Raw genomic sequence first — 22,669 nt, forward strand, 5'->3', positions numbered from 1 at the left:
ATTAGTCCTCTAACGTCGCGTATTGCATGATTTTTTCTTGTGTGGCGTCATCAGAAGCTAACTCCCCGGTAATACGTCCATTACGCATAACCAAAATGCGATCGCACATACCCAGCACTTCCGGTAATTCAGAGGAAATCATGATAATTGACTTCCCTTTTGCCACCAGTCGATTCATTAATTCATAAATTTCAAGTTTGGCCCCCACATCAATACCGCGAGTGGGTTCGTCAAAGATGAGAATATCGGTATCTTTACATACCCATCTGGCAATAATAATTTTCTGCTGATTACCGCCACTTAAATTCAGTGCAGCCTGCTCTAAATGTGGTGTTTTAATCCGTAGAGCTTTAACCTGTTCCTCGCTGGTTTTCTGACAACGTTTGCTGTCCACATTGCCATAGCGGTCAGAATATTCAGGATAATTGCCCAACATAATATTACGCTCAACGGACAGTCCTAATGCCAGCCCCTCTTTTTTTCTGTCCTCGGTTAAATAGCTGATACCCTGTTGGATAGCATCAGGAATATCTTTAATTACCGTCACTTTTCCGTTTAGCTTGAGGGTACCGCCATCAATGGGATCCGCGCCAAAAATCGCCCGCGCCAGCTCGGTACGCCCTGCGCCCATCAGACCGGCAAAGCCCAATATTTCGCCCTGATACAGGGTGAAATCAATGTTGTTCAGTACACCATTGCGAGTCAGACCGCTGACTTCCAACACCGGCTTACGTTGAGCCAAAGGTCCACGGCGAGGATAGATATTGCCGAGGTCCCGCCCAACCATCATGGCAATCAGGTCGCTAATTTTAACCGCATCATAATCTACAGTGGCAATAAACTGACCATCACGCATCACCGTAGCGCGATCGGCTATCAGCGCCAGTTCTTCCAGTCTGTGCGAGATATAAACAATGCCCGTTCCCTGTTCTTTCAGCAAACGGGTCACCTGAAATAAGCTGTCGATTTCCGTTTCCGTCAGTGCCGCCGTCGGTTCATCCATAATAAGGATCTTAGCATTCACCGATATCGCTTTAGCAATCTCAACCATTTGTTGTTGCGCGACGGTCAGATCGGCCACCAGCGTTTCTGGGGAGATATTCAGGTTTAATTTTTGCAAAATATCGATAGCAGCCTGTCGCTGTTGTTTTTCATCCAGACGCCAGCGGTTATTTTTGCAAAACTCCCTGCCAATAAAAATATTTTCTTCTACCGTGAGTTCAGGGAAAAGATTAAATTCCTGGTGAATAATCGTGATACCTGCGCTTTGTGCGCTCAACGGGTTCGCAAAAGAAACAGATTGCCCTTCAAAAATAATATCTCCTTCATCAGGCTGATAAACACCGGATAAAATCTTCATCAACGTAGACTTTCCTGCGCCATTCTCACCCAGCAGCGCATGAACCTCGCCTTTGCGTAAAGCAAAATCCACATTACTCAACGCTAATACGCCGGGAAAACGTTTCGTAATATGACTCATCTGTAAAAATGTTTCAGACATTGCTGCTTTCCTCAATATACAGAAACTGCAATCAGTGAATCAGGCGAAAAAACGTTGCCAGGAAGCCATCGTCACCGTTAATGCGAATACTACCTATACGTTCATATGCGTTTTATCAATCATGCTAACTCGAGTTAGCGAAGTGCCTTTTAAAGCTATTTTAGCTACTCAAATTAGCCAAATCATTTGGTTTAAATCTGTGACGCTGAACAAACATTTTATTGCAAATACTTAATTTAAAAGGATTTATACAAAAATATGCGTTATGGTTTATTTGACGCAGATCGAATTTTAACCACTTCTCGTGAAGCCTCTCACAGTTCCACAACAAAAAAGTTGTGCAAAAAACTCTCTAATACCTAAGCTAACTCGAGTTAGCAAAAATGAGTTATTCAGCCAACTGCGACGGTGGTGTTCAACATCCGCTTTTGCAGCACGGCATAAAGTGAGATGAGGAACCTCGAATGAAAAAAAATAGCTTACCGAAAATTGGCATTCGTCCGGTGATTGATGGGCGCCGTATGGGTGTTCGTGAATCGCTCGAAGAGCAAACCATGAATATGGCTAAAGCCACCGCTGCGCTGATCGCTGAGAAACTTCGTCACGCCTGCGGCGCGCAAATTGAATGTGTCATTGCCGACACCTGTATCGCCGGGATGGCGGAATCTGCCGCCTGCGAAGAAAAATTCAGCAGCCTGAATGTGGGCGTGACCATCACAGTGACCCCATGCTGGTGCTACGGTAGCGAAACCATCGACATGGATCCAATGCGGCCGAAAGCTATCTGGGGTTTCAACGGTACAGAACGTCCGGGGGCCGTTTATCTGGCCGCCGCGCTGGCTGCGCATAATCAAAAAGGACTTCCTGCCTTCTCTATTTACGGCCATGACGTACAGGACGCCGGCGACACCACGATCCCTGCCGATGTGGAAGAAAAATTGCTGCGCTTTGCCCGCGCGGGCTTAGCCGTCGCCGGTATGAAAGGCAAAACCTACCTGTCCGTAGGCGGCGTTTCAATGGGCATTGCCGGCTCTATTGTCGATCATAACTTCTTTGAATCCTGGCTGGGAATGAAAGTTCAACCCGTTGATATGACCGAACTGCGTCGTCGCATCGACCAAAAAATCTATGACGAAGCTGAGCTGGAAATGGCGCTGGCATGGGCGGACAAAAACTTCCGCTACGGCGAGGATCAGAACGCGCAGCAATATAAGCGCAATGCAGAACAGAGCCGTGCGGTGCTGAAAGAGAGTCTGCTAATGGCCATGTGCATTCGCGACATGATGCAGGGTAACCAGAAGCTGGCCGACAAAGGTCGGGTTGAAGAGTCGCTGGGATACAACGCGATTGCCGCAGGCTTCCAGGGCCAGCGTCACTGGACCGATCAATATCCGAATGGTGATACCGCCGAAGCGCTGCTCAACAGCTCCTTTGACTGGAATGGCATACGCGAACCGTTCGTTGTCGCCACCGAAAACGACAGCCTGAACGGCGTGGCGATGCTGTTCGGCCATCAACTCACCGGCACGGCGCAGGTCTTTGCCGATGTGCGCACCTACTGGTCGCCAGAAGCGGTAGAGCGCGTCACGGGTAAACCGCTGACCGGCCTTGCTGAGCACGGCATTATTCACCTGATTAACTCCGGCTCGGCAGCACTGGACGGCTCCTGCAAACAGCGCGACGACGCAGGGAAACCGACCATGAAACCGCACTGGGAAATCTCGCAAAAAGAGGTCGATGATTGCCTGGCGGCAACCGAATGGTGTCCGGCTATTCACGAATACTTCCGCGGCGGCGGCTACTCCTCTCGCTTCCTGACCGAGGGCGGCGTGCCGTTCACCATGACTCGCATCAACATCATCAAGGGCCTGGGGCCGGTACTGCAAATCGCAGAAGGCTGGAGCGTGGAATTACCGGAAGATATGCATGACCAGCTCGATGCGCGCACCAACTCTACCTGGCCGACCACCTGGTTTGCCCCGCGCTTAACCGGTAAAGGCCCGTTCAGCGATGTCTATTCGGTTATGGCTAACTGGGGCGCAAACCACGGAGTGCTGACGATTGGTCACGTGGGCGCAGACTTTATCACTCTGGCCGCCATGCTGCGTATCCCGGTTTGCATGCACAACGTGGAAGACGAGAAAATTTACCGTCCTTCAGCCTGGGCAGCCCACGGAATGGATACGGAAGGCCAGGATTATCGTGCCTGCCAGAACTACGGTCCGCTGTATAAGCGTTAAACATCGAGCAATTGCCTGATGGTGGCGCTTACGCGTCTTATCAGGCCTACGAAGCGCACGGTTTTGTAGGCTGGATAAGGCGAAGCCGCCATCCGGCAATAGGTAATCTCCCAGGAGCAATTATGAAACAAGAGGTTATCCTGGTCCTCGACTGTGGCGCGACCAACGTGCGGGCCATAGCCGTTGACCGTCAGGGAAAAATTATCGCCCGCGCCTCTACGCCCAACGCCAGTGATATTGCCGCGGAGAACGGTATCTGGCATCAGTGGTCGCTGGAAGCCATTTTGCAACGCTTCGCCGACTGCTGTCAGCGGCTCTCCACGCAACTGGCCAATTGCCGTATCTGCGGGATCGCCGTCACCACCTTCGGCGTAGACGGTGCGCTGGTCGATCAACACGGCAGGCAGTTATATCCGGTAATCAGTTGGAAGTGCCCACGCACCGCAGCAGTAATGGAAAATATCCATCGCTACATGTCACCGCAGCAGTTGCAGGAAATCTCCGGCGTCGGCGCGTTTAGCTTTAACACGCTGTATAAACTGGTGTGGCTGAAAGAAAACCATCCACAATTACTGGAACAGGCGCACGCCTGGCTGTTTATCTCATCGCTTATCAACCACCGTTTAACCGGCGAGTTCACCACAGATATCACCATGGCGGGCACCAGCCAGATGCTGAACATCCAGCAGCGCGATTTCAGTGATGACATTTTGCAGGCGACCGGCATACCGCGCCGACTGTTTCCGCGGCTGGTGGAAGCGGGCGAACAGATTGGGGTACTGCAAAACGAGGCCGCCAGCCTGCTCGGGCTACCAGTGGGTATTCCTGTGATATCTGCCGGGCACGACACGCAGTTTGCGCTCTTTGGCGCAGGAGCTCAGCCAGACGAACCGGTGCTCTCTTCCGGTACATGGGAAATTCTGATGGTACGCAGCGCACAGGTGGACACCTCTCTGCTCAGCCATTATGCGGGTTCCACCTGTGAATTAGACAGTCAGGTCGGTCTGTATAATCCCGGCATGCAGTGGCTGGCTTCCGGCGTGCTTGAATGGGTGCGTAAGCTGTTTTGGACTGCCGAATCGCCCTGGCAGACGCTGATTGACGAAGCCCGGTCCATTCCTGCTGGCGCAGAAGGCGTCAAGATGCACTGCGACCTGCTGACCTCTCAGAATGCGGGCTGGCAAGGGGTTACGCTCAATACCACCCGCGGGCATTTTTATCGCGCCGCACTGGAAGGACTGACAGAACAGTTGCAGCGGAATTTACACACGCTGGAAAAAATCGGTCATTTCCAGGCCACTGAATTGTTATTGGTTGGCGGGGGAAGCCGTAACGCATTGTGGAACCAGATTAAAGCTAACGTTCTCGGGATCCCTGTCAAAGTGCTGGATGACGCCGAAACCACCGTCGCAGGTGCCGCGATGTTTGCCTGGTCAGGCATTAAGGAATTTACCTCACCGGAACAGGCCCGTGCACAGGTGCGCTACCAGTACCGTTACTTCTATCCGCAAACCGAATCCGAACAGACAGGAGTCGAGTAACATGCTCAAAACAATATCCCCCTTAATTTCCCCCGACCTGCTGAAGGTGCTGGCTGAAATGGGTCACGGCGATGAGATTATCTTTTCCGATGCTCATTTTCCGGCTCATAGCATGGGACCGCAGGTGATTCGCGCCGACGGTCTGCTGGTCAGTGACCTGCTGCAGGCGATTATTCCGCTTTTTGAACTGGACAGCTACGCCCCACCGCTGGTGATGATGGCCGCAGTAGAAGGCGACGCTCTCGATCCTGACGTCGAGGCTCGCTATCGACAGGCGCTTTCATTGCAGGCCCCCTGTCCAGACATCACGCGTATTGACCGTTATGCCTTTTACGAACGAGCGCAAAAGGCGTTTGCGATCGTTATCACAGGAGAGCGGGCAAAGTACGGGAATATTCTTTTAAAAAAAGGGGTAACGCCGTAATCTCTGGTCAGAATGCCCGTCTGGTACGGGCATTTATCATCAGATGAGGATCTGAACATGAAAGCGGCGCGCCAGCAGGCAATCGTAGATCTGCTTACCCACCACAAAAGCCTGACAACTGAAGCCCTGTCTTTGCAGCTAAACGTTAGCAAAGAGACCATCCGCCGCGATCTCAGTGAATTACAAACCCAGGGCAAGGTGCTACGCAATCATGGGCGGGCCAAGGCTATTCATCGGGAAAATCAGGACAGTGGCGACCCGTTCCATATACGACTAAAAAGCCACTATGCCCACAAAGCAAATATTGCCCGCGAAGCGCTGGCATGGATCGAAGAAGGTATGGTGATAGCTTTAGACGCCAGCTCAACCTGCTGGTACCTGGCGCGACAGCTACCGGACATCAACATTCACGTTTTTACCAACAGCCAGCCCATCTGCCAGGAATTGGCTAAACGTGAACACATTCAGCTTATCAGCTCCGGCGGTCGCCTTGAGCGCAAATACGGTTGCTACGTTAATCCCTCGCTTATCTCGCAGCTTAAATCCCTCGATATTGACCTGTTTATTTTTTCCTGCGAAGGGATCAATAGCGACGGTGCGCTCTGGGACTCAAATGCAACCAACGCAGACTTCAAATCCATTCTGCTTAAGCGCGCATCGCAATCTTTATTGTTGATCGATAAAAGTAAATTTAATCGTTCGGGAGAGGCCAGAATTGGGCATCTGGATGATGTGACGCATATTGTTTCAGATACACAGCTGATTGAATCAATCCAGGCCGAATAGGGCGATTTCGCCGCCATCCGACCAGGATTGTAGCCTTATCGCTCGTCGCGACGACCGCCGACGGCCGCCCACAGACGACGTACGTGAACGGTTACTTCTTCACGGTCATGATACAGCTGACGCGCCTGAATTTGGGCATTTACGCCATGTTCATCAAGCTGGGCCTGAATGTAAGCCAGGTTCTGTGATACCTCTTCGTAGCGTTTTTTCATTGGCAGCTTGAGGTTGAATATTGTCTCACGACACCAGCCGTTGACCAGCCATTGTGCCATCAGCGCGGCGACCTTCGCCGGCTTCTCCACCATATCGCAGACCATCCACGAAATATTGTTGCGATTCGGACGGTATTTAAATCCGTCTTCACGCAGCCAGGTGACCTGTCCGGTATCCATCAGGCTTTGTGCCATTGGACCGTTATCCACGGAGTAAACCCACATGTTGCGTTTAACCAGCTGATAGGTCCATCCGCCCGGGCAGGCCCCTAAATCCACCGCATACATTCCGTTCGCCAGACGCTCATCCCATTCATCGGCAGGGATAAACACGTGCAGCGCTTCTTCCAGTTTCAGCGTTGAGCGGCTCGGCGCATCGGCCGGGAATTTCAGTCGCGGAATACCCATGTAGAACGGTGAGTTATTGTCAGGCCAGGAATAACCGGTATAACAACAGCCAGGGGCGATAAAGAAAACATGAACCACCGGACGTTTCGGCGTTTCATATTTTGCCAGTACGCCCGCTTCACGCAGCGCCGCGCGCAGCGGTACGGTAAATTTACGGCAGAACTTAACCAGCTCTTTGCTTTCATTGGTGTCGGCGACTTCGACACGCAGATCGCCACCCTTTTCCACCACGCCCTGCAGCATGCCAACGATCGGCGTAATGCGGTCTTCCGGCGGTAAATATTGCAGCAGTTCGCCCACCACAAACATTTGACGGGCAAAAATCAGTGAGCTAAACGGCAGCTCTTTCACTAGCTTTTCGGCATCATCCTGCTGATAGCATTCGAAGATGACGTAACCCGCATTGTCTTTCACGCGGGCAAAACCGAAGATTTCCCGGCGCCCTGCTTTATCCGTAATTTCTGCGGCGCACTCTTTTTCAAAACCCGGGCGACACAACAACACAACCTTATTCATGGCTAACGCCCTTACGTTTCAATCTAATAGCACCCACTAACATCAGCGCCCAGCCCACAAGGAAGCTGAAACCGCCGACGGGGGTAACAAACGCCCACAGGCGTAAATGAGAGAGTGCAAGGCAATACAGGCTGCCGCTAAACAGCACCGTTCCTAATGCCAGAAACACGCTACTCCAGTAAAACCAAATGCTAATGCGTCGCTGCATGGCGACGGCCAGGCCAAAGATAGCCAACGTATGGAACGCTTGATACTCAAGGCCAGTCTGGATCCACCCCATCTCAACGACACCGAGGGTTTTACTCAGAACATGTGCCCCAAAGGCACCCAACGCCACAAAGATAAAGCCACTTACGGCGGCAAAAATCAGCATAAAACGGCTGGTCATGTGAATACCCTACGTAAATTATTGTTCATAACGAAAGCGGAATTTTTCTTGTTCCGTGGCCGCTTTAGCCAAAATCCACTGACGGAAGGCGGCTATTTTACCCAGTTCTGCCTGACTGTCATGACAAACCAGATAAAATGCGTTTTTGCTGACCAGAACATCGTTAAACGGACAGACCAGACGTCCGGCTTCTATTTCGGACTGCGCCATGACGTTATTCGCCAGCGCAATCCCCTGTCCGTGGATAGCAGCCTGTAGCACCATGGCGCTATGGCTGAAGATAGGTCCCTGCTGTACGTTGATATGATTCAGGCCAAGCTGGCGCGTATAGGCTTGCCAGTCACGGCGCGACGCATCGTGCAATAATGTATGTTTAGCCAGATCGTCGGGCGTCTTCAACGGTTTATCACCGGTGAGTAATAGCGGCGAGCAGACCGGCAATAAATATTCTGCGTACAATTTTTCAACGCGCAGACCCGGCCAGTTGCCGCGTCCGTAGAAAATCGCCACATCTACATCGTCCGCCAGTTTGTCTTCCTGACGGTCCACCGCCTGGATCCTGACATCGATTCCCGGATAAGCTGAGTTAAAGCTAGAGAGTCTGGGCACCAGCCATTGGATCGCAAAACTGGGCAATAAACTGACGGTAAGTGCACCTTTTGCACTACGTGCCTGAAGTTTACGCGTCGCGTCGGTTAATTGCGAAAAAATCTCTTTGATGTCGAGGAAGTAGCTTTGACCTTCTTCCGTTAACAGCAAAGATCGATTGCGTCGACGAAACAGCTTCAGCCCCAGGAAATCCTCAAGAGACTTGATTTGATGACTTACTGCGGCCTGCGTCACAAAAAGCTCTTCTGCTGCGCGAGTAAAGCTCAAATGACGCGCTGCAGCATCAAAAACACGCAACGCATTTAAGGGTGGTAATCGTTTTGACATGACTTTTAGGCTTTGATGTTAAATGAATTTAACAATTAGCTAACAGGCTGTAACCTATTAGTTTTTTTTATCTGAGCCATTATAAATTGTCCGTTGAGGTTCTACCAGCAAATACCTATAGTGGCGGCACTTCCTGAAGCCGGAACGAAAAGTTTTATCGGAATGCGTGTTCTGGTGGGCTTTTGGCTTACGGTTGTGATGTTGTGTTGTTGTGTTTGCAATTGGTCTGCGATTCAGACCATGGTAGCAAAGCTACCCTTTTTCACTTCCTGTACATTTACCCTGTCTGTCCATAGTGATTAATGTAGCACCGCCAAATTGCGGTGCTTTTTTTTGTCCGACTCTTTGTCGATGGATGACCGGTTAGTTATCCAGTTCTACCATCTCTTTCACGTCAGTGCGGTTAATCTGCTGTTTGTTGCCGTTAGCGTCTTTATACGAAATCATCCCCGTTTCACTATCGGTCTGTGGCTTACCGTCAGCTACGATTGATCGACCATCGTTGGTGTGCATCACGTAATTCGAACCGGAACAGGCGCTCAGGGCAAAAGTCAGCATACAGGCAGAAATTATGGCGGCAGTCTTTTTCATCTTCTTCTCCTTAAAGCGATTTATGCTATTAAAAACACACTCCGTAACAGGCAAAATTGTTCACCTAACGCTATTTAGCATAAGACACTGAGCGGGCTTTGCCAGGATATCCAGAGTATTCCGATGGTTAGCGCAACCCTTGTATCAATGCCCTTTTTGCGCCACGATCGGTTTACTGAACTGAGGAATACCATGAACGCTTTTAACCCCGCGCAGTTTCGCGCACAATTTCCCGCACTCAACGATGCTGGCGTCTATCTCGACAGCGCTGCTACGGCGCTGAAGCCACAGGCGGTGATTGAGGCTACCCACCAGTTTTATAGCCTGAGCGCCGGAAACGTCCATCGCAGCCAGTTTGCTGAAGCCCAGCGCCTGACCGCACGCTATGAAGCCGCGCGGGAAAAAGTCGCAAGCCTGATTAATGCGCCGGATGACAAAACCATCGTCTGGACCCGCGGCACAACGGAAGCGATCAACATGGTTGCTCAAAGCTATGCGCGTCCACGCCTTCAGCCGGGTGATGAGATTATCGTTAGCGCAGCGGAACATCACGCCAACCTCGTGCCCTGGCTGATGGTCGCGGAGCAAACGGGGGCTAAGGTCGTCAAACTCCCACTCACCCCCGATTTATTGCCAGACGTTGAGCGCCTTACGCAACTCATTACCCCGCGCAGCCGCATTCTGGCACTCGGGCAAATGTCGAACGTCACCGGTGGCTGCCCGGATCTGGCCCGCGCCATCACGCTCGCCCATGCGGCTGGCATGGTGGTGATGGTTGATGGTGCCCAGGGGATTGTCCATTTTCCTGCCGACGTACAACAGTTAGATATTGATTTCTATGCGTTCTCTGGCCACAAGCTGTATGGCCCAACCGGTATTGGCGTGCTGTACGGTAAGCCTGAATTACTGGAAGCTATGTCACCGTGGCTCGGCGGCGGAAAGATGATTAGCGAAGTCAGCTTCGACGGTTTCACCACCCAGGCAGCCCCATGGAAGCAGGAGGCCGGTACGCCTAACGTTGCTGGCGTTATCGGGCTAAGCGCAGCGCTCGAATGGCTGGCGGACGTCGACGTTGCACAGGCCGAAAACTGGAGCCGGGGTCTGGCGACGCTGGCAGAAGAAGCGCTGGCGAAACGCCCCGGCTTTCGGTCCTTCCGCTGCCAGGATTCCAGTCTGTTAGCCTTTGATTTCTCGGGTGTTCATCACAGCGATATGGTTACGCTATTGGCCGAATATGGCATTGCGCTGCGCGCGGGGCAACACTGCGCGCAACCGCTACTGGCAGAACTGGGCGTATCCGGGACACTACGCGCCTCATTTGCCCCTTATAATACACAAAGCGATGTGGATGCGTTGGTCGCAGCCGTCGACCGCGCGCTGGAAATATTGGTGGATTAATGACAAGCCCTCTGTTCGCCGGACACCCGTTTGGCACAACCGTAACCGAAGAGACGTTATGCAATACCTTTATCCCGCTCACTCAGTGGGAAGATAAATATCGTCAGCTGATACTGCTGGGTAAGCAGTTGCCGGCACTTCCGGATGCGCTAAAAGCACAGGCCAAAGAAATCGCGGGCTGTGAAAACCGCGTCTGGCTGGGGCATACTCTTCATGAGAATGGCACTCTGCATTTCTTTGGTGACAGCGAAGGTCGAATAGTACGCGGGCTGTTGGCGGTATTACTCACCGCGGTCGAAGGTAAAACGGCCGCCGAGTTACTGGCGCATTCACCAATGGAATTATTTGACGAGCTGGGTTTACGCGCGCAGCTTAGCGCCTCGCGTAGCCAGGGGCTACATGCTCTTAACGAGGCGATTCTTGAGGTTGCTCAGAAAGCCGGATGACGGCGCTGATACGTCTTATCCGGCTTACAACACCGCACAAACCGTAGGTCGGATAAGCATAGCGCCATCCGACACAATCAGGGCTGGCGCGCCGCTTTGGCCATCATCTTCTTCAGCGCATGGGAGACGGCAACAAAACCAAAGGTGGCGGTCACCATCGTGGCCGCGCCAAACCCGGATGCGCAATCCATACGTTTCGGCCCTTCCGCCGTCGCTTTCATCGCACATACCGAGCCATCTGCCTGCGGGTACACCAGCGCTTCGGTCGAGAACACACAGTCCACGCCCAGCTTGCCTTTGCTGTTTTTCACCACGCCAAAATCGCTTTTCAGCCGCTCACGTAGCTTGGCCGCCAACGGATCCTGGATGGTTTTTGCCAAATCAACGACCTGAATCTGCGTAGGATCAATCTGTCCGCCCGCACCACCGGTGGTCACCAGCGGAATTTTGTTACGCCGACAGTACGCGATCAGTGCCGCTTTTGGGCGCACGCTATCAATCGCATCAATGACATACGAAAATCCTGCACTCATATATTCAGCAACGTTATCCGGCGTGACAAAATCATCGACCACGTTCACCCGGCACTCCGGGTTAATCTGGCGGATACGTTCAGCCATCACTTCAGCTTTTGCCAGGCCGACGTTATCGCGTAAAGCATGGATCTGGCGGTTAGTATTGGTGACACACACATCATCCATATCGATGAGCGTGATGGCGCCAATGCCGGTTCGTGCCAGCGCTTCCGCCGCCCATGACCCCACTCCGCCAATCCCAACCACGCAAACGTGCGATTGGGCAAACAGTTGCAGCGCATTTTCGCCATACAGACGCGCCGTACCGCCAAAACGCTGACGCCAGGCATCACTTATAACCACAGACATAGAACCTCAGATATAGAAAACAAAAAGAGCGGACAAATACCGCCCTTGATGACTGCATCACTGCCTGATGGTGGCTACGCCTTATCAGGCCTACTCAATAATTCAGGCTTGATAAGCGAAGCGCCATCCGGCAATTAACCGCTGAACACGTTACCCGCACCCGGCGCTGTTTTTAGTACCCATACGCGACCGTAATGATTATACCACCCTGCACGGTGTCCGGCGTCTGCGCCAATACCCTGATAGATGTCGAAGTGCTGTCCTTTTATCGCCCCGCCCACATCCAACGCCACCATCAGACGCAGTTCGTACTGGCCGGTAAACTTGCCGTTATTGTCCAGTAACGGGACTTCCGCCAGTAACGTTGTGCCCGCAGGAATGATACTGCGGTCAGAAGCCACGGATGCGCGGCCAATCAACGGTACCGCGCTGGCCCCTTTCACCGGAGCAAAAGATTGTGGTTTAAAGAAGACAAACGATGGGTTCTGCTCCAGCAGCTCACGCACTTCGGCTTCGCTGTGCGTTTCACCCCAATGACGAATAGCCTGCATCGACATATCTTCTTTTTTCACTTCGCCACGGTCGATAAGCACTTTACCGATACTGCGATAGGCGTGGCCGTTTTTCCCGGAATAGCTAAAGAAGTTGAGCGGGCTGCCATCGCCAAAATCGATGTAACCACTGCCCTGAACATCCATAATGAAGTTATCCATCAGGGAGTTACTGTATGCCAGAATATAATTGTCGCTTAGCGCGCCCGCGTAGATCTCGGCACGGGATGGTAAGCGCCCACGTTTTGGCGGCATACGATAGATAGGATACTGAAACTCGCCCTGGCGCGTATGCCGCGCCTGGATAACCGGCGTGTAGTAACCGGTAAACTGGACGTTACCGTAGTTATCAGCCCCTTCCATTTGCCATGCATCAATACCAAACTGACGCATACTGCGCGTATCACCGCCCGCGCGTAACCATTGCTGGATAGCGTTGTAGACGTTGCTCTGGTTACCGTACAAACGTGGCGAAGCGCTGCGAATTTGATTAACCTGCTCGGCGAAATCACCGGCATTGATTGGTGCGCCAACCGCATCAGGCTGGTTCACCAGTGAGAAAGGCTGGGTAAATTTCCCGTCTTTATACTGCTGCCCACGATCGGTGGGTTTTGAGGAACACGCGGCGAGCATCGCGACTACTGCTCCCGCCAGAAGATATTTTGCCCAACGTCCTTTCATTGTTCTCGTCTTATGTTGCCTGAATGCGAGACGAAGATAACAAACCCCCGAACCTAATGAAATGCGTATACCTACCCGAACGCAAATTTTGCGCAAAAAACAGTCCAGAATGCGTTGTTTTTGTTCGTTTTCACCCTAAAAACGTGATCAAGGTGAAAAAAGGGTTGCATGAAATCATTAGCAGAGTATAGTGCGCATCCACGGACGCGGGGTGGAGCAGCCTGGTAGCTCGTCGGGCTCATAACCCGAAGGTCGTCAGTTCAAATCTGGCCCCCGCAACCAATTAAAATCAGAAGCAGTAACGTTACTCGATGGAAGAGTAATGACGGACGCGGGGTGGAGCAGCCTGGTAGCTCGTCGGGCTCATAACCCGAAGGTCGTCGGTTCAAATCCGGCCCCCGCAACCAATTAAAATCTGATGTAATATTTTTGCAAAGTAGTTCAAATCACAGCAAGGCGGCGACGCAGTGAATCCTTAGGAGCTTACTCCAGTAAGTGACTGAGGTGAACGAGGAAAGCCAACGCAGATGTGGTTTGAAATACGAAGCGAAAAGACGGACGCGGGGTGGAGCAGCCTGGTAGCTCGTCGGGCTCATAACCCGAAGGTCGTCGGTTCAAATCCGGCCCCCGCAACCAACATAGTTTGTTAAGGCTATTAAATAAGACCTTAAAAAATAAAACCGCAAAAGCGTTTCGCTTTATGCGGTTTTTTTGTGTCTGCCGTTCTGTCATCCGCCCGTATCGATCAAAGGCACAGGCAGTGGTCGTTCATTGGGGTTAATAGTAGCTGACGTTAATAGTAGCGGTAGCCTCGAATTTCCCATTCCTTAGCGGCGTACCGTCGGGCTCAAGATATAAGTAAATACGATCAGAGGTATCAAACTCTTTCGGTGCGGAAGTGTACGGGCCACTAATGTCTCCGTTCCCCGAAAGAGCATCAATGATAAGGGGATTGTAAAAAGTATAAAGCGCCACACCAAAACCGCTGGCGGCATCATCACCAGCCAGTTTGTTTAGCAACAAATGCTGGTCAGAACTCACCGGATTCCCATTACTCAGTATACGAGTCTCAATTTTAGTCGTCATCTTGCAGTTATTGTTACTAACACGTATCTCTTGATACGGCCCATTTTTAACTCCCCCCGTTCCGCCATAGAGCAAAAAGTTAAACGAACCAAAATCGACTTTTGACCTGTCAATAGACAAGTTACAAGTGGTTGGCGTAATCGGAATGGCAGGGGAATTAAAACGAAACCCTTTCATAACATTACTAAAGCCCACTTTAAAATACGTAGTGTTCACTGCCACGATCTGGCTCTTTTTTACCTTATCACCATAGCTTCCCCCCGCATACCATAATTCGGCCTGAAACTCCCACCTTGCGCCATTAAGCTGGGCAGGCGTCGCGGTGAACATCCCCCCTTTTTTAAGATGCCCCGAAACGCTTCCACTGCCATCACCATAGGTCACGGTGTACCAGAATCCATAACCAAATCCATCGGCGATGCCGCCTATCAGCAAACCACCATCAGGCATCGTTTCAGGCAGTGAACCCGAAGAAAAACCATCCCCCGATACGGTGATGGCGGTTCCCGTGGACGGATTACAGGTGGAAATGACCGGTCCGCCAACCAGCACCGAACTTTGGAATAACTGCTGCAAATTTGTGCTTGTCAGCGTGACCGCCGTTACGGGCGACGATGCCATAGTTTGATCAATATATGTTCCCGTTGGCGTGGTAAATGCACAACTCGCCAATGCGCTGCGAACGCCACATAAGCCCAGCAATAACAGCATGATAAATCCATATTTTTTCAGCATGACATATCCTTTTTATTCATACGCTGCGGTCACGGAAACTTTCGCTGCATACAATCCGCTTGCGACGCCACTTTCACCGTTGCCCACTTTCTGAAAACGCGCCGCGAAATGGAAGACTTGTTCACTATTCGTAGCAATTTGATTAGTGAATATAATTTCATCCAGCAGGACATTTCTTGCGCTGGCGCCATCCGTATTAAAAATAACAATGCCAACGTTGGTACTGTTTTGTAAATAATCGCTGAATACGCCATCGATAATAGGTCCGGCACCTATATTACGAAGCGTTAAACGCATTGTTCTGGATATTGACGCCGTTTCGCTGCCACAGTTGGTGAGCGTAATATTAAACGGCGTATAGATATCTCCTCCACTGTAATCAGTAGGGGTTAAAGCGTTCAATACACCGCCGGCAGCAAACTGGCTTATATGTGTATCAGGAAGGGTTATCTCCTGTGCAACACTAACATTACATACGGGTAATACGGTTGTTGCCGTTACAGTAACATCCATCGTGGGTGCAGCAATAAACGTTTCTGCCGCCAGCGCTGGAGAAGACAGGATTAACGTGAACAGGTAAGGAAGATAATAGCGCATGATAACCCCAAGTATTTAGTTATAACGGACAATGATTTGAAACGATTCCTCGAAATAACCAGAGCTCATTGTAGCCCCCCCAAAGGCTGCCATAATATATATATCGTAAATCGTGAAATACCCCTCACCATTACTATTCAACGTCATATCCCTCTCGCTGTTGAATGTAATAAAATCTCCCTTGACTCGATCCTTAATTTTTAATCCCAACATTGTCCCCATCCCGAGGCATGTTTTATGGGGATCTGAACAGAGATCAGCACTATTTATGGAAAAAGTCACCTTTGCTTTATTAAGCATATTGTCACAACCAGTTAAAAATATACCTAAAGGACGGTTATAACGTTCATCATTCAAATCCAGATCACGCGCTATAATCTGACCAAAATCAATAACGAGAGACTTTCCTCCCAGATTACTCTCTCCCCCTAAAGAAACATTGCACGAAGGAGTTTGAAGAGTTGCGGTAAAGGTTACATCAACCGTCTTGGTACTCCCCATACATTTCAACGGATCACTTTTTGCCAGGCAATCAGCAAAAGCAGCAGCGCTAAAGCAAAATGAACACAGGCCTAATACTACATGGCGAAAAATTCGATGATGGATCATGGCGTCACCTTCACGCTGGTTGAGGACATCCGGCAGCGCAGACCGGAGATAAGCGGCGTTTTACCGATCATGCTGGCATTGCCATCTAACTGATAGCTCACCTGACAGCGGCTTTCTGCGCCGCTGCCCCAAATGACGGAGAGCGTACCGCTGTCATCCATGCCGCGCACAAAGGCAATCCCCGCCTGGCCTACGGTGCCGACCGAGCTGCCAGCACTATCCTGCACATCTGCCGCCAGCGGAATAAACCCGCCATCGTCGCGCATCAGTTCCAGCATAAACGCTTTACGAGCGTCGGTTTCGATATCCACACGCACCAGCGCCCCGCTGGTCGGCACCACGACACCGGTGGTATTACTAATCGCCACATCGTTTTCCATCGTGTCAATATTCAGACCGACGGTGTTTTCCCGGTAGGGACTCAGGCTGGTGACGACCATATTGCCAAAACCGTCTATCTGCCCATTGCCCATTGAGGCGGACGCGCCTTTCGCCCCGCTGGCGTGCACCAGCGCCATCGTCGAGTCTGGCGTTAAATAGCCGGAGGCCAGCGTCAGCCCGCCGCTGTGCAGCACCACGCCACCGGTTGTACTTAGCGAGTACTGTTGATCGCCGTTAAGCCCCTGCGTCGCCGATAATGAGGTGGTGCTGTACGCGCCGTTGCGCGTCACCCAACTGCCTATCGTGGTGAGGTCTTCGCTGTCTTTGTTGCGGCTGCTCGTGGTGTTCAGGGAGTAGTTATACATATTGTCCCGAGAACTCCCTGTCGCCATCGCGCTGACGCTGTCATTACCTTTAAAGTCGCTACTGCTGTTGACGCTCATACTGGAGAACGGACGATAGTCCACGCTGGAGCCTGACCCCAACGGAATAGAGAAACCCAGGTTGATGCTATCGTCTTCTTCGCCAAATTCATCATAGCTGCGCTGGGCGGAAATGCTGTAACTCACGCTCCCCACAGAGTTGCTATAACCTACGGAATACTGCGAGGTATTGCCATCATCGCCCCAATAGCTACGCCAGGTCCCGTTCAGATAAAACGAGCCATAACTTTCACCATTGATAGTCACATCCTGATAGACGTTGGCCTGTATCTCATTGCGCGTGCGTGTATAGGCATGATATGCCTCCTGCGTCGTGGTGTTTTTATCGGAAGCATAATTATTCAGCGTATTTTTGAGCGATAGCGCATCGTTCATCGACATGTAGTTTTCAGAGGAAAAACGATAGCCGACCACGCTGAAGGTGGTCCCCGTCGCCGTGAAATTTTTACTGTAGTTAAGGCTGTAACTCTGCCCTTTTAAGGTGCCAACGTCATCGGCGGTGGTTTGTGAGTGCGTCACGTCGAATGAAAACGCCCCAATGCTGGTGTTCATTGCTACGCCGAGCATTCCGGCGGTGTATAAGTTGTCTGCCATTTGCACACCGCCGTAGGCGGTAAACATATTGCTCAGACCGTAAGAGGCGGTGGCGACTCCCGCCCACAGCGTTTCATCAACCGTGTCTTTATCCACCGTGCCGATACCGATATCCCAGTCCACTTCACCAGGACGCAGTAAATGGGCAATAGAGGCATAGGGCATAGAAAATACGCGCGTACTGCCATCAGACTCCTCAACGGTAACATCCAGATCGCTGCCGTTTTGTGCAGCATAGTAGTCGCTGATGGCGAACGGCCCCGGAGGGACGGTGATCTGCGTAACAATACGACCTTCCTGGCGTACCGTCACTTTGGCATTGCTGTTCGCGACGCCGCGAATCACCGGCACATAGCTGTTAGCCGACGGATCCATCTGTGCATCGTTGTAAAGGTGCACACCGTCCAGCGAAACGGAATCCATCATGTTGGCGTTGGTGCGTACCTCCCCCGCTTCCAGTTTTGCGCGCAACGGCACAATGTCGCGTGCAATAAACAGATCGTAGCTGCTGTACTCTCCGCCGTTATCGTTATCCCAGTTGTATGCGCCATTTGAGCGTAAACGCCATGCGCCAAGGTTCAAACCCAACATCAACCCGGAGTAAAAGGTGTCCTGCGTGGTATTGTCGCTTTTGGAATGCCAGGCGTTGGCGTTATAGGAGAGCAGCGCCATCGGGATCCCGGAATCCCAACGCGAAGGAGGAATATAGCCGGCAGGATGACTGACCAGATAGACCTGCGGGATGGTTACATTCAGCTCCTGCGTCAATGGGTCGTAGCGGCTGGATGACTTCGGCAGGGTGGTGGCCAGATCATAACAGCCATCCTCATCCTCCTGATTTAGCGGCTCGGGATCCACACTGAGCTGTTCCAGCAGCGCATGGGTAAAACACGCCGACGCATAATCCGTATTGTTTTCGTGAAAAGTCAGCGGAGTTTTGAACATTTCCTTGCCATTAAGGAAAACTTTAACGTTGTATGTTCCGGCAAGAACAGGATTACCACGTGAAAAACGCTTCAGGTCAAGCTGGCTGCCCGCATCACCCATTAAAAAGGCGTCACTAAACTCCACCATTTCGGTGCTGGCGCTTTCATCGGGCGTACCTTCATCTGCCTGTGCGGATGTCAGCGAAAAAAAGCCAGTCAGAAACGTCGATAAATAAATAGATCGCGATAATCGGCGCACCATCATTCCCTTTTAATTAATAATCCTGTTACTCTGCGGGTACTTTTTTATTTAACCGTTTTGACGACTTCCGCATCCGCGCCGTAATCATTCAACGCAACCCATGACACTTTATTAACGGAAGTCGTGGTTAATTGCGGTACGACAAAGCGTTCCTCACTAAAAGGACTCAGCATTTTCGGTTTGTAGTCATATTTTTTCGCCCCTGCCCACACCGCGCCGCCAATCAGTGAGAGATAATAAGGCGAGTCGTTTTTCAGGACGATCGCCACGTTACCCACGTCATTGACCAGCGACCACTTAACATTATTTAAACCATCAATAAAGCTGCCCTTCAATGAGGCCGGACGATAAAAGAATTTAATCCGCGAACGTAAAGCCAGATTAAGTTTGCTTTTCCCTTCCGCATTCTTATCTTTAGGTGGAATTTCCAGCACGTTAAACCAAAAAATACTCTCTTTATCCTGCGCTAACGCCTTACCGGTCCAGGTAATACGCACGCTCTGGCCTTTTTGTGGATCAAGACGCGAGACGGGGGGAGTGACAATAAACGGTAGCTTCATTTTGGCCGGATCGCCGTTTTCATTACCGTCATCCAGCCAGGATTGGACCAATAAAGGCGACCTGCCCTCATTTACCATTTTTACCGTTACTTCTTTCGCCGATTCAGGGTAAATGACCCGCGTTCCCTGAATCACCACGCTGGCCAGTGATGAAGTTGTAGTGAGCGTCATCAAACACGCAATAAATAGCGAACATGAATACCTTTTCATATAAATCCCTTTGACAGAAACAATATTTTTACACTATGCAAATCTGATATATAAACCAACCAAATATATTTTAGCTATTTTATTCAACATTAATAATTACGGTAGCATCGGCAGTAACAATGCCCGCGCCGGGCGTACCGTAGGCGATATAACCGACTGAATAGGTTGACGCCCAGTTAAAGCAGACTCGTTCACCTTCCTCTAATTTATAACAACGGCCGCGATCTACATATTCATAATCTTTTCGGCTACCCGTCTGGAAATTCACGACTGAGCCCGGTGGTGTTGATTGATCCTGTACCAGGAAACCAACGTTTACCGCGCCTGATAAGGCGGTATTTTTTAATGCATAGGTTGCAGGGTCGGTCTCTCCGCTCGTCACCCAACGAATATTCGGATAATATTGCTCGGCCTGAGTGCACTCAGAACGTATAGCGAAACTCTTTTGATGCAGCGCGCCTGAAGTCGCCCCCTGAAGTTCCTTCAGGGAAGCCGTCTCTAACGCAATAGTGGTGCTGCTCACGCCATCCACCTCGACCCATACTTTACATTGTGTGGGTATAGGCTCGACGAAAGCCGAAACAACAATTTCAGGCGTCTGTACCGTGTCGTAAACCGGCGCTGCACCATAAACACAGAAAGCCATCAGAGACAAAAGGAATGGTAAATATTTCATTTTCTTCCCCTGTTACTCAAATGTGGCAGTAAACATAATAGAAGCTTGCAGGAAACCGTAGTTCACGTTCACACCGTAAGGCACGACACCCACTATAAAATTAAAATCAGCCCTTTTTACATCGCCATCCTGGACAAGGGTCTGCGTATTTTCCGCCGTGCTAAAATCAATCATCATATTCTGATCGGTATCTTTAAAAACGAAGCCAAACTGATTATTTCTATCTTCAGATTTTATTGCGAGGGTGGCGGCATCAACCTCCTGCGATGTACTTATTTTTCCTGTCACTGTTGACGCCTTATATCCGGACGGGCAGGAAACGCGGAAATAATAATCTCCCGCATTCGATATCCAAGTAATATCACCTATGGCTGGCAGAGTATCGATCACGAGCCCGCCGACATAAAGAGCACTTAATGGTGTTCCCGTGTAGGAATAAAGTTCCACCTTACAAGTTAACTCCGTCACCCGACCGGTAAATTCATATTCCACCGTATCGGCAGCACGCGCTGAATTAACCCACGCCAGCCCAGACAGCAGCAGAACAATTAATTTATTCACAGACGCTCCGTCAGGCATAGGTCAGGGTAAAGGTCGCCGCCGCATGTACGTCGCCCTTTTCCGGCACACCATAAGGCATATAACCCACTTCAAACTTAAATGAGGCGCTGTCCTCATTGCTAAAAGCTAACGTGAACTGCTGCGTTGCACTGAAATCAACAACAGTATCGGTAATTTTATCTTTAATTTGTAGGCCGACATATTTTGCGCCAGTCGTATCGGTAATCGTATTTTTTAAATGAACAGAAAAATTGGAACCTTCGATCTCCCCGTCAGTGGTAAATTTTCCCGTCACTTCATGCCAGTTTGAAGGTGAAGAACAACTGACATTAATCGTAAATTCCTTCGGCGAAACAGGAAAGCTTCGTGCATCATGTAATGCCTGTGTGGTCACCTCCTCCAACGCTATCGAAGTACCGTCTCCCGGCGTTTGTACGGTACAGGTTGTGCTATAAATACGCCCCTGCACAATAAGTTCCGCATCAGGGGCAACCGCAGCCAGCGCCCCTTGCCCGTTTAACAGACCGAATATCATCAGGAGCAACAATAACGGTTTTCCTTTACGCATACGCCCTCTCTCCTGGATGAAAAAGCAGGGCTCAACGGCCCTGCCTGACATTATTTTGATATTACTGATACGTTGCGATAAACATGGCGTCAGCTGCAACCAGACCGCCGCTGACGGTGCCGGTTTTCAGGTAGCCAACGTTGTAGTTAAACAGCATTGGCGCCGCAGTATCGATCACTTTCGCCTGGCGATCCGCGGTGGTAAACGTCTGGACTGCATTGCTGCTGTCTTTGTTTTGCACCTGGAAACCAACCCCTTGCGCACCCGCAGCAGAAACGTCGGTGTTATCCAGCGCAGAAGTGCTGGCATTAACCACTGTTCCTTTTGCAGCCGCCAGATAGCCTGTTACAGTGGCATAGCTCGCACCGGTAATTTTGTCTTTGGAACCCTGGGCCGTACAATCCAGAGAGACTGTGAAGTCTTTTTTCATTACCGAGTCAGTGGTGGCTGCCGAGACGGTCTTAACGTCAGTCGGATCCAGTTGCACTGAAGTTCCTCCCCCTAAAAGCGCTGCCGTACAGATGTTAGTCTGTACTTCACCGGCAAAGTGAATATCCGCAGAGTCCTGATCGCCCGCAAAAGCGCTTCCTGCAAATGCCATAGCAATGGCTGCAATAGTAAATTTTTTCATTTTTTTCCCTTGGTGATAAATATCCAATACCATAATTTATGGTGTCTGCATTCCTACCAGAGGTGATGCGATAAAATTATATCCCAAGTGAAGAGACACTATGTGCCAGAAAACATCATCAGATTTATTTTTAGGAAAACATCAATATGAAATAATTATCAGTTAATAAATAAAATAACACCGCCAAATAATTAAAAATAAACTTCAAACAGATGTATTAATTTTAAAATTATATAATCAACAAGATACTTTATGAATATATGTTATCGGTAATTTATCCGATAATAATAAATGAACCTGTAAATAGTCCTACTATAATATTTCGTC

General features: G+C 50.5%; 22 protein-coding genes and 3 tRNA genes. 9 read left to right on the forward strand and 16 right to left on the reverse strand.

Annotated elements, in window-relative coordinates; all coding sequences use genetic code 11:
• Nucleotide 1: 1 nt before the first annotated feature.
• On the reverse strand, nucleotides 2-1,501 hold the full coding sequence (locus C2U41_RS16965) for a sugar ABC transporter ATP-binding protein (protein WP_003034052.1): 1,500 nt from the start codon (nucleotides 1,499-1,501) through the stop codon (nucleotides 2-4).
• A 464-nt stretch (nucleotides 1,502-1,965) separates the two neighbouring features.
• Between C2U41_RS16965 and fucI the strand changes: the two genes are divergently transcribed.
• The 4 genes from fucI (at nucleotide 1,966) to fucR (ending at nucleotide 6,492) form a co-directional block, all read left to right on the forward strand.
• Nucleotides 1,966-3,741, forward strand: a complete 1,776-nt coding sequence (gene fucI, locus C2U41_RS16970; RefSeq protein ID WP_003034050.1) for an L-fucose isomerase — start codon at nucleotides 1,966-1,968, stop codon at nucleotides 3,739-3,741.
• A 122-nt stretch (nucleotides 3,742-3,863) separates the two neighbouring features.
• A complete protein-coding gene (gene fucK, locus C2U41_RS16975; RefSeq protein ID WP_103848282.1) occupies nucleotides 3,864-5,282 on the forward strand; it encodes an L-fuculokinase in 1,419 nt (472 codons plus the stop codon).
• Between the two features lies 1 nt (nucleotide 5,283).
• Entirely contained in the window at nucleotides 5,284-5,706 is a 423-nt protein-coding gene (fucU, locus tag C2U41_RS16980) for an L-fucose mutarotase (RefSeq protein WP_003840383.1), read from the forward strand.
• Nucleotides 5,707-5,763: 57 nt separating this feature from the next.
• The gene (gene fucR, locus C2U41_RS16985) at nucleotides 5,764-6,492 is read left to right on the forward strand and encodes an L-fucose operon activator (protein WP_003034043.1); all 729 of its coding nucleotides are present in this window, start codon (nucleotides 5,764-5,766) and stop codon (nucleotides 6,490-6,492) included.
• A 35-nt stretch (nucleotides 6,493-6,527) separates the two neighbouring features.
• On the opposite strand, the gene rlmM is transcribed toward fucR, so the two are convergent.
• From rlmM to C2U41_RS17005, 4 genes are all read right to left on the reverse strand, one after another.
• Nucleotides 6,528-7,628, reverse strand: coding sequence for a 23S rRNA (cytidine(2498)-2'-O)-methyltransferase RlmM (gene rlmM, locus C2U41_RS16990; RefSeq protein ID WP_003034040.1), 1,101 nt, complete (start codon nucleotides 7,626-7,628; stop codon nucleotides 6,528-6,530).
• Complete coding sequence (locus C2U41_RS16995) at nucleotides 7,621-8,016, reverse strand: DUF423 domain-containing protein (RefSeq protein ID WP_003034037.1); 396 nt, start codon at nucleotides 8,014-8,016, stop codon at nucleotides 7,621-7,623. The genes rlmM and C2U41_RS16995 overlap by 8 nt, the downstream gene beginning before the upstream one ends.
• 18 nt (nucleotides 8,017-8,034) lie before the next feature.
• Complete coding sequence (gene gcvA, locus C2U41_RS17000) at nucleotides 8,035-8,952, reverse strand: glycine cleavage system transcriptional regulator GcvA (protein ID WP_003034035.1); 918 nt, start codon at nucleotides 8,950-8,952, stop codon at nucleotides 8,035-8,037.
• 363 nt (nucleotides 8,953-9,315) lie between these two features.
• Entirely contained in the window at nucleotides 9,316-9,543 is a 228-nt protein-coding gene (locus tag C2U41_RS17005; RefSeq protein ID WP_003034032.1) for a YgdI/YgdR family lipoprotein, read from the reverse strand.
• A 192-nt stretch (nucleotides 9,544-9,735) separates the two neighbouring features.
• On the opposite strand from C2U41_RS17005, the gene csdA reads away from it, so the two are divergent.
• Both csdA and csdE read left to right on the forward strand, forming a co-directional pair.
• Nucleotides 9,736-10,941, forward strand: coding sequence for a cysteine desulfurase CsdA (gene csdA / locus C2U41_RS17010; protein ID WP_103848281.1), 1,206 nt, complete (start codon nucleotides 9,736-9,738; stop codon nucleotides 10,939-10,941).
• Nucleotides 10,941-11,387: a cysteine desulfurase sulfur acceptor subunit CsdE gene (gene csdE / locus C2U41_RS17015; RefSeq protein WP_032938380.1), complete on the forward strand. Its 447-nt coding sequence runs from the start codon at nucleotides 10,941-10,943 to the stop codon at nucleotides 11,385-11,387. Before csdA ends, csdE begins: the two co-directional genes overlap by 1 nt.
• 77 nt (nucleotides 11,388-11,464) lie before the next feature.
• Here csdE and tcdA read toward each other — a convergent pair whose 3' ends face one another.
• Nucleotides 11,465-12,271, reverse strand: a complete 807-nt coding sequence (gene tcdA / locus C2U41_RS17020) for a tRNA cyclic N6-threonylcarbamoyladenosine(37) synthase TcdA (RefSeq protein WP_003846496.1) — start codon at nucleotides 12,269-12,271, stop codon at nucleotides 11,465-11,467.
• Nucleotides 12,272-12,405: 134 nt separating this feature from the next.
• Nucleotides 12,406-13,503 carry a murein transglycosylase A gene (gene mltA, locus C2U41_RS17025; protein ID WP_003034021.1) on the reverse strand — a complete coding sequence of 366 codons (1,098 nt, stop codon included), beginning with the start codon at nucleotides 13,501-13,503 and terminating at the stop codon, nucleotides 12,406-12,408.
• 205 nt (nucleotides 13,504-13,708) lie between these two features.
• Here mltA and C2U41_RS17030 point away from each other — a divergent pair.
• From C2U41_RS17030 to C2U41_RS17040, 3 genes are all read left to right on the forward strand, one after another.
• Nucleotides 13,709-13,785 (forward strand) — tRNA-Met (locus tag C2U41_RS17030).
• A gap of 48 nt (nucleotides 13,786-13,833) precedes the next feature.
• A tRNA-Met gene (locus C2U41_RS17035) sits at nucleotides 13,834-13,910 on the forward strand.
• A 152-nt stretch (nucleotides 13,911-14,062) separates the two neighbouring features.
• Nucleotides 14,063-14,139, forward strand: a tRNA-Met gene (locus C2U41_RS17040).
• Nucleotides 14,140-14,280: 141 nt separating this feature from the next.
• Here C2U41_RS17040 and C2U41_RS17045 read toward each other — a convergent pair.
• The 9 genes from C2U41_RS17045 to C2U41_RS17085 form a co-directional block, all read right to left on the reverse strand.
• Nucleotides 14,281-15,324 (reverse strand): fimbrial protein, encoded by a 1,044-nt coding sequence (locus C2U41_RS17045; protein ID WP_032937470.1) that lies wholly within the window; start codon nucleotides 15,322-15,324, stop codon nucleotides 14,281-14,283.
• Nucleotides 15,325-15,336: 12 nt separating this feature from the next.
• Nucleotides 15,337-15,921 (reverse strand): fimbrial protein, encoded by a 585-nt coding sequence (locus C2U41_RS17050; protein WP_003840921.1) that lies wholly within the window; start codon nucleotides 15,919-15,921, stop codon nucleotides 15,337-15,339.
• A 15-nt stretch (nucleotides 15,922-15,936) separates the two neighbouring features.
• Nucleotides 15,937-16,530: a fimbrial protein gene (locus C2U41_RS17055; RefSeq protein WP_003840923.1), complete on the reverse strand. Its 594-nt coding sequence runs from the start codon at nucleotides 16,528-16,530 to the stop codon at nucleotides 15,937-15,939.
• Entirely contained in the window at nucleotides 16,527-19,139 is a 2,613-nt protein-coding gene (locus C2U41_RS17060; RefSeq protein ID WP_032937469.1) for an outer membrane usher protein, read from the reverse strand. The genes C2U41_RS17055 and C2U41_RS17060 overlap by 4 nt, the downstream gene beginning before the upstream one ends.
• A gap of 41 nt (nucleotides 19,140-19,180) precedes the next feature.
• Nucleotides 19,181-19,867 carry a fimbria/pilus periplasmic chaperone gene (locus C2U41_RS17065; protein WP_103848280.1) on the reverse strand — a complete coding sequence of 229 codons (687 nt, stop codon included), beginning with the start codon at nucleotides 19,865-19,867 and terminating at the stop codon, nucleotides 19,181-19,183.
• Nucleotides 19,868-19,985: 118 nt separating this feature from the next.
• On the reverse strand, nucleotides 19,986-20,582 hold the full coding sequence (locus tag C2U41_RS17070; RefSeq protein WP_003840930.1) for a fimbrial protein: 597 nt from the start codon (nucleotides 20,580-20,582) through the stop codon (nucleotides 19,986-19,988).
• Between the two features lie 12 nt (nucleotides 20,583-20,594).
• Nucleotides 20,595-21,143 (reverse strand): fimbrial protein, encoded by a 549-nt coding sequence (locus C2U41_RS17075; protein ID WP_032937468.1) that lies wholly within the window; start codon nucleotides 21,141-21,143, stop codon nucleotides 20,595-20,597.
• 10 nt (nucleotides 21,144-21,153) lie between these two features.
• Nucleotides 21,154-21,711, reverse strand: coding sequence for a fimbrial protein (locus tag C2U41_RS17080; protein ID WP_003840934.1), 558 nt, complete (start codon nucleotides 21,709-21,711; stop codon nucleotides 21,154-21,156).
• A gap of 61 nt (nucleotides 21,712-21,772) precedes the next feature.
• A complete protein-coding gene (locus tag C2U41_RS17085) occupies nucleotides 21,773-22,342 on the reverse strand; it encodes a fimbrial protein (protein ID WP_232051974.1) in 570 nt (189 codons plus the stop codon).
• Nucleotides 22,343-22,669: the final 327 nt, after the last annotated feature.

The sequence above is a fragment of the Citrobacter freundii complex sp. CFNIH4 genome (assembly GCF_002934505.1).
In the GTDB taxonomy this organism is placed as follows: domain Bacteria; phylum Pseudomonadota; class Gammaproteobacteria; order Enterobacterales; family Enterobacteriaceae; genus Citrobacter; species Citrobacter freundii.